The 11,844-nt window shown below is 69.8% G+C and carries 9 protein-coding genes; 6 read left to right on the forward strand and 3 right to left on the reverse strand.

Annotated features, from left to right (window positions below; genetic code table 11):
* The first annotated feature begins 368 nt into the window (after positions 1–368).
* The 3 genes from cysC (at position 369) to galT (ending at position 3,906) form a co-directional block, all read left to right on the forward strand.
* A complete protein-coding gene (gene cysC / locus AB0A90_RS15010) occupies positions 369–1,898 on the forward strand; it encodes an adenylyl-sulfate kinase (RefSeq protein WP_357247187.1) in 1,530 nt (509 codons plus the stop codon).
* 110 nt (positions 1,899–2,008) lie between these two features.
* Entirely contained in the window at positions 2,009–2,833 is an 825-nt protein-coding gene (locus tag AB0A90_RS15015) for a DeoR/GlpR family DNA-binding transcription regulator (RefSeq protein ID WP_357246995.1), read from the forward strand.
* Positions 2,830–3,906: a galactose-1-phosphate uridylyltransferase gene (gene galT / locus AB0A90_RS15020; protein WP_357246997.1), complete on the forward strand. Its 1,077-nt coding sequence runs from the start codon at positions 2,830–2,832 to the stop codon at positions 3,904–3,906. Before AB0A90_RS15015 ends, galT begins: the two co-directional genes overlap by 4 nt.
* Before the next feature lie 303 nt (positions 3,907–4,209).
* Here galT and AB0A90_RS15025 read toward each other — a convergent pair whose 3' ends face one another.
* A complete protein-coding gene (locus AB0A90_RS15025) occupies positions 4,210–5,427 on the reverse strand; it encodes an NADP-dependent isocitrate dehydrogenase (RefSeq protein ID WP_357247000.1) in 1,218 nt (405 codons plus the stop codon).
* Between the two features lie 136 nt (positions 5,428–5,563).
* On the opposite strand from AB0A90_RS15025, the gene AB0A90_RS15030 reads away from it, so the two are divergent.
* Complete coding sequence (locus AB0A90_RS15030; protein WP_357247003.1) at positions 5,564–6,361, forward strand: MBL fold metallo-hydrolase; 798 nt, start codon at positions 5,564–5,566, stop codon at positions 6,359–6,361.
* Between the two features lie 192 nt (positions 6,362–6,553).
* On the opposite strand, the gene AB0A90_RS15035 is transcribed toward AB0A90_RS15030, so the two are convergent.
* Positions 6,554–7,504 carry a malate dehydrogenase gene (locus tag AB0A90_RS15035; RefSeq protein ID WP_357247006.1) on the reverse strand — a complete coding sequence of 317 codons (951 nt, stop codon included), beginning with the start codon at positions 7,502–7,504 and terminating at the stop codon, positions 6,554–6,556.
* Positions 7,505–7,643: 139 nt separating this feature from the next.
* A complete protein-coding gene (locus AB0A90_RS15040) occupies positions 7,644–8,504 on the reverse strand; it encodes a bifunctional methylenetetrahydrofolate dehydrogenase/methenyltetrahydrofolate cyclohydrolase (RefSeq protein WP_357247009.1) in 861 nt (286 codons plus the stop codon).
* 439 nt (positions 8,505–8,943) lie between these two features.
* Between AB0A90_RS15040 and AB0A90_RS15045 the strand changes: the two genes are divergently transcribed.
* Both AB0A90_RS15045 and AB0A90_RS15050 read left to right on the forward strand, forming a co-directional pair.
* On the forward strand, positions 8,944–10,545 hold the full coding sequence (locus tag AB0A90_RS15045; RefSeq protein WP_357247012.1) for an ABC transporter substrate-binding protein: 1,602 nt from the start codon (positions 8,944–8,946) through the stop codon (positions 10,543–10,545).
* Positions 10,546–10,736: 191 nt separating this feature from the next.
* Positions 10,737–11,675 carry an ABC transporter permease gene (locus AB0A90_RS15050; protein ID WP_357247015.1) on the forward strand — a complete coding sequence of 313 codons (939 nt, stop codon included), beginning with the start codon at positions 10,737–10,739 and terminating at the stop codon, positions 11,673–11,675.
* Positions 11,676–11,844 lie beyond the last annotated feature (169 nt).

Raw genomic sequence — 11,844 nt, forward strand, 5'->3', positions numbered from 1 at the left:
TCGACGCCCACCACGGACACCGGCGCGCCCCCGGCGCTTCCCTGATCCTTGCCTCGACGGACCCTTAGGGTCCCCCGCCGAGGGTGGTGGAACCGTTGCCGCCGGTAGCGCGTCCGGCGCGACCCCGCCTCGGGAAACGGCGATCCGGGGTGACACCATTCATCTCCCGGCCTGTCGGGAGTCGTGCCCGCGTCACCTGGATGTCGAGCGAGTCCGTCCTCCGCACCGACCACAACCGGTTCGGGGTGAGGTCGGCAGTGGTCGGCGGATCCGGTGTTGATCCGCCCGGCCGGATCGTGGAGTGGCGGCCTCGACCGATCGACGGTCGGCTGCGAAACTGTGTGCCGGTCAGCGAGTGGGGGGTGTGGATGAGCAACGGCTGGGTGCTGCCCGACGAGGTGCTGCAGGACGCACCGGCGTACACGCCGCGTCCCGGTGAGCTCGCTGACCTGGAGCTGCTGCTGACCGGTGCGTACTCCCCCCTGACCGGTTTCATGACCCGTGCCGACCTGGTGTCGGTCAGCCGGCGCGGCCAACTGGCCGACGGCACGCCGTGGCAGGTCGCGGTGACCCTCCAGGTGCCGACCGCCCTGGCTCAGGGCTTCGATCCGCGCGACCCGGCCCGCCGGGCGCTGGTGCTGACCGACGGCGAGGGCGCGCCGGCGGCTGCCCTGGACGTGGCGGACGTCTGGCCGGTACGCGAGGGCGTCGCCGGGGTTGGCGGCCAGGTCCGGCGGCTGGGCGACGGTGGCCACGGCCCGTTCCAGCGACTGCGTCGCAGCCCGGAGGAGGTCCGCGCGCTGCTCCCCCCGGGCCGGGTGCTCGGTGTGATCGCCGACCGGCCGCTGCACCGTCCCCAGCTCGCTCAGATCGCCCACGCAGCCCGCACGCTGGCCGCGCACCTGCTCGTGATGATCCCGGTCGGTGAGGGCGGCGTCGGAGGGCTTCCGCCCGAGGCACTGGTCCGCATCATCTTCGCCGCCCGGGACCGGATGCCGCCCGCCACCGTGATCGCGGTGCCGCTGTCGCATCGCCGGGAGGAGATCAGCGACGCGCTGCTGCGCGCCCGGGTCTCCGCCGCGTACGGGGTCACCCACCTGCTCTCCACCGGGGAGATGCTCTCCGGCGCCGGGTTGCGGGTGCTGGTGCCACGCGAACTCGCCTACGACAACAGGGACGGGCAGTGGCGTTGGCGGGAGGACATCCCTCCGCGCAACCGTCGGCTCGCGCTGACCCAGCAGGAGATCGAGGACCTGCTGGATCGGGGCTTCCCCCTGCCGGAGTGGCACACCCCGCCGGCCGTGGCGAGGGAGCTGGCCCGGGCCCGGCCACCGCGCCGGCACCGGGGGCTGGTGGTCTTCCTGACCGGCCTCTCCGGCTCCGGTAAGTCGACGATCGCGCGCGGGCTGGCGGACGCGCTGCGGGAGAGCGGCGACCGCACGGTGACCCTGCTCGACGGGGATGTGGTGCGCCGGGAGCTCACCGCCGGGCTGGGCTTCAGCAAGGCCGACCGGGACATGAACGTCCGGCGGATCGGGTGGGTGGCCGCCGAGATCGCCCGGCACCGGGGGGTGGCCATCTGCTGCCCGATCGCCCCGTACGCGGCGGCCCGTGCCGCCGCCCGCGAGATGGCCCTGGCCGCGGGGGCGGGTTTCGTGCTGGTGCACGTCGCCACCCCGCTGGAGGTGTGTGAGCGCCGGGACCGCAAGGGCCTGTACGCGCGAGCGCGGGCCGGCCTGCTCACCGGCATGACCGGTATCGACGACCCGTACGAGGAGCCGAGCGACGCCGACCTGGTGCTGGACACCAGCGATCTCAGCGTCGCGGACGCCGTTCAGGCCGTGTTGCACCAGCTCACCGAGACCGGGTGGGTGGAGCTGAAGATCGCCTCTTCCTGAGGTGTTTCCGTAGCCGCTGTCCGGCCGCCGCCCGCTCCGCGCTAGTGTTCGTCTTTGTTGGAACACGTTTGACCGCGTGAGAGTACGGGGACCTCCGGGAGGCACGGCGAATGCTCGCTCAGCAGCGGCAGGCGGCCATCCTGGAGCGGGTCCGGTCCACCGGCGGCGTCCGCGTGAGTGAGTTGGCGGCCGAGTTCGGCGTCTCCGACATGACCATCCGTCGTGACCTGGAGGCGCTGCACGAGCGGGGCCTGCTGGCCAAGGTGCACGGCGGCGCCACGGCAGCCGGGCCGAGCTCGACCGACGAGCCGGGTTTCTCCGCCAAGTCGGTCCGCCAACTGGCGGAGAAGGCGGCCATCGCGGATCGGGCGGCCCAACTGGTCCGGCCGGGCGCGGCGGTCGCGCTCTCCGCCGGCACCACCACCGCCGAGCTGGCCCGCAAGCTGGTGGACGTCCCCGGCCTGACCGTGGTGACCAACTCGCTGCCGGTGGCCGAGATCCTGCACGCCGGTGGTCGACCGGACCAGACGGTGGTGCTCACCGGGGGCGTCCGCACGCCGTCGGACGCGCTGGTCGGCCCACTCGCGGTCGGGGCGATCCGGGCACTGCACCTGGATCTGCTCTTCCTGGGCGTGCACGGCATCACCGAGCGGGCCGGCTTCACCACCCCGAACCTCATGGAGGCGGAGACCGACCGGGCGCTCGTGGCCGCGGCGGACCGGTTGGTGGTGCTGGCCGACCACACCAAGTGGGGCACGGTGGGCATCTCCTCGATCGTCGAGCTGGCGGCAGCGCACGTACTGGTCAGCGACGACCGGTTGCCTGCGCCCGCACGACGGGTACTCGGCGAACAGGTGGGCGAATTGATCATGGTAGAAGCGACCGGGGCGGGCCGCGCGACGCGCACGCCGACGAGTGAGGGGGCGGCGCAGTGAAACGCACCGCGATCGACCTGGCCGACGGCCGGGAACTGATTTACTTCGACGAGCGCGACGACGCGGTCCGCGACCAGCCGGACCGCCGGGACCTGCCGCCGCCGCCCCCCGCGTCCCAACTGCGCTACGACCCGCTGACCGACGAGTGGGTGGCGGTGGCCGTGCATCGGCAGACCCGCACCTTCCTCCCCCCGGCGAACGAGTGCCCCCTCGACCCGTCGGTGGGTGATCGGCTGACCGAGGTCCCCGCGCCCGACTACGACGTGGTGGTCTTCGAGAACCGGTTCCCGTCGCTCAGTGGCCGCGTCGCCGAGGAGCCCGGCGAGATCACCCCGTTCACGCCTGTTCGACCGGGAGTCGGCCGATGCGAGGTGGTCTGCTTCACCTCGGACCACAACGCCTCCTTCGCCAGCCTGCCGCCGAGCCGGGTCCGCACCGTCCTGGACGCGCTCGCCGACCGCACCGAGGTGCTCGGCGAACTGCCCGGCGTGGAGCAGATCTTCTGCTTCGAGAACCGGGGCGTCGAGATCGGCGTCACGCTGCACCACCCGCACGGGCAGATCTACGCGTACCCCTTCGTGACGCCGCGCACCCGCGCGCTGCTCGCCGCGGCACGCCGGCACGCGGAACGGACCGGCGGGGGCAACCTGTACGCGGACGTGCTGGCCGCCGAGCGCGCGACCGGCGACCGGGTGGTCGCCGAGAACGAACACTGGACGGCGTTCGTCCCGGCGGCCGCCCGCTGGCCGTTCGAGGTGCACGTCGCGCCACACCGGGTGGTACCCGACATTCCGGCGCTCAGTGACAGCGAGCGGGATGCCTTCGGGCCGCTCTACCTGGATCTACTGCGCCGCTTCGACGGTCTGTTCGACATGCCGATGCCGTACATCTCGGCGTGGCACCAGGCGCCGGTGCGCATCGACCGCGAGTTCGGCCACCTGCACCTGCAGCTGTTCAGCATCCGGCGGGCCAAGGACAAGCTGAAGTATCTGGCGGGCTCCGAGTCCGGGATGGGTGTCTTCATCAACGACATCTCCCCCGAGCGTGCCGCCGAACTGCTGCGCGCCGTCTGAGCCGAGCTGCTTTCCGGCCCTGCCGGTGAGCGACGGAAACAGGGCGCGGGGGGCCCGGGACAGGGCCCCCCGCAGGGAAGGGACGGCTGGCTGTGCACGGCACAGCCGGGAAGGCTGGCTGATCGGCGCACGGGTGCCGCGGGTCGACCGTGGTCAACCTTCCTCGGACGCGACTGGCATCTCGTCCATCCTGGTCAACGAGGCGCGCCGACGGCGGTGACGCCACCCGGCGCGTCAGCGCCGGACACGCCGAAGCCCGCCGGCTGAGACGCCGGCGGGCTCCGATGATGCGGTACGCCTGGATCAGGCGGCGATCTTGCGGGCCAGGTTCTCGTCGAGCGCGTTCATGAACTCGTCGGTGGTCAGCCACGGGGCGTCGCGCGAGATGAGCAGGGACAGGTCCTTGGTCATCTGACCGCCCTCGACGGTGTCGACGATGACCTGCTCCAGCGTGTTGGCGAACTCGGTCACCGCCGGGGTGCCGTCCAGCTTGCCCCGGTGGGCCAGGCCCCGCGTCCAGGCGTAGATCGACGCGATCGGGTTCGTCGACGTCTTCTCGCCCTTCTGGTACTGCCGGTAGTGCCGGGTGACCGTGCCGTGGGCGGCCTCGGCCTCGACGGTACGACCGTCCGGGGAGAGCAGGACGGAGGTCATCAGACCCAGCGAGCCGAAGCCCTGCGCGACGGTGTCGGACTGCACGTCACCGTCGTAGTTCTTGCAGGCCCAGACGTAGCCACCCTCCCACTTGAGCGCGGCGGCGACCATGTCGTCGATGAGCCGGTGCTCGTAGGTGATGCCGGCGGCGGCGAACTCGTCCTTGAACTCGGTCTCGAACACCTCGGCGAAGATGTCCTTGAACCGGCCGTCGTACGCCTTGAGGATGGTGTTCTTGGTGGACAGGTAGACCGGGTAGTTGCGGTCCAGCCCGTACCGGAACGACGCCCGGGCGAAGTCCCGGATCGACTCGTCGTAGTTGTACATGCCCATGGCGATGCCGCCGCCGGGGAAGTTGGCGACCTCCATCTCCATCGGCGCGCCGCCGTCGGCGGGGGTGTAGGTGATGGTCACCGTGCCCGGGCCGGGGACGACGAAGTCGGTGGCCTTGTACTGGTCACCGTGGGCGTGCCGGCCGATGATGATCGGCTTGGTCCAGCCGGGGACCAGCCGCGGCACGTTGGACATGATGATCGGCTCACGGAAGACGACGCCGCCGAGGATGTTGCGGATGGTGCCGTTGGGCGACCGCCACATCTTCTTCAGGCCGAACTCCTCCACCCGGGCCTCGTCCGGGGTGATGGTCGCGCACTTGACGCCGACGCCGTGCTCCTTGATGGCGTTGGCGGCGTCAACGGTGACCTGGTCGTCGGTCTCGTCGCGGTGCTGGATCGACAGGTCGTAGTAGTGCAGGTCGACGTCGAGGTAGGGCAGGATCAGCTGCTCCCGGATCTGCTTCCAGATGATCCGGGTCATCTCGTCGCCGTCGAGCTCCACGACCGGGTTGTTTACCTTGATCTTCGCCATCGGCCGGCGCTCCTCTCGGGGGACACGTGCTCAAGCAGTACGAGCGTACTGCAATTGGACGGGCAGCCCCCACCCGGCCTCGGTCGGCCGGTGGAAGCGGGCTGCACGGCACAGAATTCCCTGGCACCATCGCCCGATGCCACTGAGCCGCACCCTCGGGTCTATCACGGTCACCGCGCTCATCGACTCCGAGGGAGCTTTCTTCCAACCTCGCACCGAGGCGTTTCCACACGCCACGGCGGCCCACTGGCGGGAGGCCGACCGACGCGACCCGGGGGCGGTGACCGCCGACGGGCAGTGGTGGCTGCCGTTTCGCAGCTTCGCGATCCGCTCCGGGGACGGGCCGGTCACCCTTGTCGACGCCGGCATCGGCCCGGCCGACTCACTGGCCGCGAGCTGGGCGCCCGTACCGGGGCGGCTGCCCACCGAACTGGCCGCCGCCGGCATCGACCCCGCGGTCGTCGACACCGTCGTGCTCACCCACCTGCACACCGACCACATCGGCTGGGCCGTGACCGGCAACCCCGGCCGGCCGTACTTCCCGAACGCGAGCTACCTGGTGCAGCGGGCCGATCTCGACGCGGCGGAGACACTCAATCCGGCGCTGCCGGCCGGCCTGGTCGCGCCGTTGCGCGCCGCCGGCCAGCTCCGGGTGGTCGACGGCGAGACCACCCTCACCCCGGCGGTACGCCTGCTCTCCACTCCCGGCCACACGCCCGGCCACCAGTCGGTGCTGGTGACCTCCGCCGACGAGCGGCTGCTGCTCACCGGCGACCTGCTGGTGCACATGGTGCAGTTGGTCGACCCCGACCTGGCGTACGCCCACGAGGAGGACCCGGAACGAGCCCGCACCTCCCGGCTGACCACCCTGCGCACCCACTTCCCCACCCTCCTGGCCACCCCCCATCTCAGCGCCCCCTTCACCACCGTCTGACCACCCGGCGGTCCGACCAATCTTCTGCGGTTGATCAAGAGGTTCGCGTCACCAGAACCGCGATTCCTGACGCAAACCTCTTGATCAACCTGCTCGATGAGCCCGCCCGGGTCCGGGTTGGGGGCTGTGGGGACGGCGAAGGGCGCGCCGGCGAAGCCGGCGCGCCCTTCGCTGAAGCGGTGTCTCGGGGAACTACATGCTGGAGACGTCGCCCTGCTTGGCGCGGACGGCTTCGGCGGCCGCCAGGAGGCTGGCGCGCTCGTCGGCGTCCAGGTCGGTCTCGACGACGCGCTTGACGCCCTCGGCGCCGATCGCGGCCTCGACACCGAGGTAGACACCGGAGATGCCGTACTCACCGTCGACCCACGCGCAGACCGGCATGACCTCGCCGGAGTCCTCGGCGACGGCCTTCGCCATCCGGGCCGCGGCGGCGGACGGGGCGTAGTACGCCGAACCGGTCTTGAGCAGCGCGACCACCTCGGCGCCACCGTTGCGGGTCTTGACGACCAGTTCCTCGATCTGCTCGGCGGGCATCGCGTCACGCAGCGGCTTGCCGTTGACGGTGCTCTTCGACGGGACCGGGACCATGGTGTCGCCGTGCGAGCCCAGGGTCAGCGTGCGTACCGATGCCACCGGCACGTTCAGCGCCTCGGCGACGAAGTTGCTGAACCGGGCGGTGTCGAGCATGCCGGCCTGGCCGAGCACCCGGTTCTTCGGGAACTGGGTGGCGAGCTGCGCCAGCGCGGTCATCTCGTCCAGCGGGTTGGAGACCACGATGACGACGGCGTTCGGGGCGTACTTGGCCACGTTCTCGGCGACCTGACGAACGATCTTGGCGTTGGTCTCCAGCAGGTCCATCCGGCTCATGCCGGGCTTCCGCGGCAGACCAGCGGTGATCACGACGACGTCGGAGCCCTCGATCTGCTCGTAGCCCTCACCGTTGGGGCCGGTGGTGACACCGACGACCTTGGTCTCGAAGCCCTCGATGGCCCGGGACTGGTTGAGGTCGAGCGCGAGGCCCGCGGGCTTGCCCTCCACGATGTCGGTGATCACTACGGTGTCGAAGACGTCGTACTCGGCCAGGCGCTGTGCGGTGGTGGAGCCGTAGAAGCCAGCCCCGACGACAGTGACCTTCTTACCCATGGTCGTCCCACTCCCTGATACCAGTCGGTTTTCCGGACCGTATCAGTCATCCTGGCACCGATCAGGCCAGGGGCGGCGGCCATCGCCGGGATGGGGCGAACGTCACCGCCGTCCTGGTTCGGCGCTGCGGACGTGTGGGTCAGCCGCGCTCGGCGCGCTCGACGACGTTGGTGAGCAGCATGGCCCGGGTCATCGGCCCGACACCGCCGGGCATGGGGACCAGGGCGCCGGCCGTCTCGGTCACCTCCGGGTCCACGTCGCCGGTGTAGCGGCCCTTGCCGTCCGCGCCGATCACCCGCGTGATACCGACGTCGACCACCACCGCGCCCGGCTTGATCATGTCGGCGGTGAGCAGCCCCGGTACGCCGGCGGCGACGATGACGATGTCGGCGGCCCGGGTGTGCGAGGCGAGGTCGAGGGTGCCGGTGTGGCAGAGGGTGACCGTGGCGTTCTCGCTGCGGCGGGTGAGCAGCAGGCCGAGCGGCCGACCAACGGTGTTGCCCCGACCGACCACGGCCACGGTGGCGCCGCGCAGGGCCACGTCGTGGCGGCGGAGCAACTCGACGATGCCGCGCGGAGTACAGGGCAGCGGGCCGTCGTAGCCGAGCACCAGCCGGCCCAGGTTGACCGGGTGCAGGCCGTCGGCGTCCTTGTCCGGGTCGATCGACTCCAGCACCCGTTGGGTGTCGAGGTGGGCCGGCAGCGGCAGCTGGACGATGTAGCCGTGGCACGCCGGGTCGGCGTTCAGCTCGGCCAGCACGTCGTCGACCTGCTGCTGGGTGGCGTCGGCGGGCAGCTCCCGCCGGATCGAGGCGATGCCGACCTCGGCGCAGTCGCGGTGCTTGCCGTTGACGTACGCCTGGCTGCCCGGATCCGCCCCGACCAGGACCGTGCCGAGCCCGGGGGTGATGCCGCGTTCCGCGAGTGCCTTCACCCGTATCCGCAGCTCGTCCTTGATCTCCGCCGCGGTTGCCTTGCCGTCCAGAAGCGTCGCCGTCACCACCAGATCGTCTCACGGCCACCGCTTCGGCGTTCGGACGACCTCCGGCGCCACCGGCTCCGCCCCCGGCGACAGCTTGTGACTTTCCGTTACGTGGCGCTAGTCACTCTCAGTCACAGATCGTGGATTTCGTCACCGTCGAACCAGACAGGGCGGCAAAGTGCGGCAGGTACCGGACGGCGAGTCAAGAGGCCACCAGGCTGGCCGAGGTTGCCCCATTGGGCGCGTTGACCGGCCGCATTTTCGCAGATGGAAGGCGTTTACCCGAAATCTGCTAGCAGGTCGGCTGACCTTCGGCAACCCCTGGCGTGCCGGAACGTTACCCACCCGCAACCGCCTCGTTGCCGACAGCCGGTCGCCGACCTACCGTTGCCGCTTGTTGCGCAGCGTAACCCAGCGTCGGGCCTGACTGCGCAGCGTGAGGAGATGAGGAGGCTCAATGCGAGTTCGTAGACTCGCCGCCTGGACCGCCCTCCCGCTCGCGGTGACGCTGGGCCTCGCGGCCTGCGGCAGCGGCGGAGACGGTGGATCCAGCGGCAACGGCACGTCGGCGGTCAGCATCCAGATCGCCGAGCCGAAGCACCTGGTTCCCACGAACACCACCGAGACGTCCGGGTCACAGGTGATCGCCGGCCTGTTCAGCCCGCTCGTCGACTACGACGCCCAGAACAAGCCGTACGAGGTCGCCGCGCAGTCGATCACCTCGTCCGACAACAAGGTCTGGACGATCAAGCTCAAGGACGGCTTCACCTTCCACAACGGTGAGAAGGTCACGTCCGAGGACTACATCAACGCCTGGAACTACGGCGCGTACGCCCCCAACGGTCAGGACGCCAACGCCTTCTTCGACAAGATCGCTGGCTACGCCGACCTCCAGGGCAAGGCGCCGAAGGCCAAGGAGATGTCCGGCCTGAAGAAGGTCGACGACAGCACGTTCACCGTGACGCTGTCCGCCCCGTACATCGACTTCAAGACCACGCTCGGCTACAACGCGTTCTTCCCACTGCCGAAGGCCGCGTTCACGGCCCCGGGTGTGCTCAAGGACGGCTTCGAGCAGGCGCCGATCGGGCAGGGTCCCTTCAAGATGAAGGGCACCTGGCAGCACGACAGCAAGATCGACGTCGAGCGCTATGACGCGTACCCGGGTGAGAAGCCCAAGGTCAAGGACGTCGAGTTCCGGATCTACCAGCAGCTCACCGCGGCCTACGCGGATGTCCAGGCGGACAACCTGGACGTGCTGCCGACGATCCCGACCGAGAGCCTGAGCACCGCGCCGAGCGACCTGGGCGACCGGTACCAGACCAGTCCGATGTCGTCGTTCCAGTTCCTCGCGTTCCCGACGTTCGACAAGGACTACGCCAACCCGGACGTGCGCAAGGCCATCTCGATGGCGATCGACCGTGACGAGATCACCAAGTCGGTCTTCAAGGGCTCGCAGACGTCGGCACGCTCCTTCGTCTCGCCGGTCCTGCCGGGCTACCGGGAGAACACCACGGGCAAGGCGGGCGAGTTCAACCCGACCGAGGCCAAGAAGCTCTACCAGGCCGCCGGCGGCCCGAAGAAGATCGTCATCTCCTACAACGGCGACGGCGGTCACAAGGACTGGGTCGACGCCACGGTCAACCAGCTCAAGGCCAACCTGGGTGTGGACGCCGTCGGCTCGGCCGAGCCGAAGTTCGCCGACCTGCTCACCAAGGTCGAGAAGAAGACGCCGGTGGGTGCCTTCCGGATGGGTTGGGTCATGGACTACCCGACCATGGAGGACTACCTCGGCCCGCTGTACAGCACCAACGGCTCGTCGAACTACTACGGCTACAGCAACCCGGAGTTCGACAAGCTGGTCAAGGAGGGTTCCGCCGCCAAGACGCAGGACGAGGCGATCGCCAAGTACCAGCAGGCGGAGGACATCCTGGCCAAGGACATGCCGGTGATCCCGCTCCGCTTCGGCGAGAACGTGTTCGGCCACTCGTCCAAGGTCAAGAACGTGCAGATGGACCTGTTCCAGCGGGTCAACCTCGTCAAGATCGAAGCGGCCAGCTGAGCTGACCAAGGTGCGGGCCACCCGGGCGACGCCCGGGTGGCCCGACCGCACCACCGGGTCGGGTCGCAGAGCGGTCCCGGCGTCGGTGGTGCCGGCTTCCCCGGGCCGGACGGCACGTCTCGGATATTTCGGGTACGACCAGAGATGCCGTCCTGCGACCCTTTCGCACATTTCCGGAGAGACTGCTAAGCATGTTCCGCTACATCTTGCGGCGCCTACTGCAGATGGTCCTGGCGTTCTTCGGGACCACCCTGATCGTCTACGCGCTGACATTCGCCGGGCAGGGCGACCCCATCCAGGCGCTCGCTGGTGAGCGGCCGGTGACGCCGGCCCAACGGGCCTACCTGACCGAGAGGTACCACCTGGACGCCACCGGCGTCGGCGGCTTCTTCTACCGCTACTTCGACTACGTGAAGAACCTGCTCCAGGGCAACCTGGGCGAGTCGCTCACCGGTCGGAACATCGGCGACATCCTCCAGCAGGCCTGGCCGGTCACCGTCCGGCTGGCGCTCATCGCGCTCGCCGTGGCGATCATCTTCGGGGTCACCGCCGGTGTGCTCGCCGGCATCCGCCGGGCCAGCATCTTCGACAACTCGACGCTGGTGCTGACCCTGCTGGTGCTGGGCATCCCGACCATCGTGCTGGCACCCCTGGCGCAGTACTTCCTGGGCGTCAGGTGGCAACTCTTCCCACCCACCGCCGGCTCCGACCCGACGTTCTACGCACTCCTCCTGCCGGGCATCGTGCTCGGCTCGCTGTCGCTGGCCACCGCGCTGCGGCTCACCCGGGCCTCGGTGGCGGAGAACCTGCGCGCCGACTACGTCCGGACCGCCCGGTCCAAGGGCCTGGTCAAGCGCCGCATCGTCGTCGTCCACGTGCTGCGCAACTCGCTCATCCCGGTCGTCACCTTCCTCGGCGTGGAACTGGGCAACCTGATGAGCGGCGCGATCATCACCGAGGGCGTCTTCAACATCCCCGGCGTGGGCTTCAACCTCTTCCGTGGCATCCGCACCGAGGACGGCCCCCTGGTGGTGGGCATCGTCAGCGTGCTCGTCGTGGTCTACCTGGTCTCGAACCTGGTGGTGGACGTCCTGTACGCCGTACTCGATCCGAGGATCCGCTATGAGTGAGCGCAGCGAACGAATCATCAGCGCAGCGTGCCTGGGCACTCATGCCGGCGCCGAGCGCAGCGAGGTGCAGGCATGAGTGAGCGCAGCGAACGAATCATCAGCGCAGCGTGCCTGGGCACTCATGCCGGCGCCGAGCGCAGCGAGGTGCAGGCATGAGTGAGCGCAGCGA

The organism is Micromonospora sp. NPDC049204, from assembly GCF_040647935.1.
In the GTDB taxonomy this organism is placed as follows: domain Bacteria; phylum Actinomycetota; class Actinomycetes; order Mycobacteriales; family Micromonosporaceae; genus Micromonospora.

Bases quoted from the DNA above. Each gene is read 5' to 3' on its own strand.
- cysC (WP_357247187.1), top strand. From the start codon at position 369: ATGAGCAACGGCTGGGTGCTGCCCGACGAGGTGCTGCAGGACGCACCG.
- AB0A90_RS15015 (WP_357246995.1), top strand. From the start codon at position 2,009: ATGCTCGCTCAGCAGCGGCAGGCGGCCATCCTGGAGCGGGTCCGGTCC.
- AB0A90_RS15025 (WP_357247000.1), bottom strand. From the start codon at position 5,427: ATGGCGAAGATCAAGGTAAACAACCCGGTCGTGGAGCTCGACGGCGAC.
- AB0A90_RS15030 (WP_357247003.1), top strand. From the start codon at position 5,564: ATGCCACTGAGCCGCACCCTCGGGTCTATCACGGTCACCGCGCTCATC.
- AB0A90_RS15035 (WP_357247006.1), bottom strand. From the start codon at position 7,504: ATGGGTAAGAAGGTCACTGTCGTCGGGGCTGGCTTCTACGGCTCCACC.
- AB0A90_RS15045 (WP_357247012.1), top strand. From the start codon at position 8,944: ATGCGAGTTCGTAGACTCGCCGCCTGGACCGCCCTCCCGCTCGCGGTG.
- AB0A90_RS15050 (WP_357247015.1), top strand. From the start codon at position 10,737: ATGTTCCGCTACATCTTGCGGCGCCTACTGCAGATGGTCCTGGCGTTC.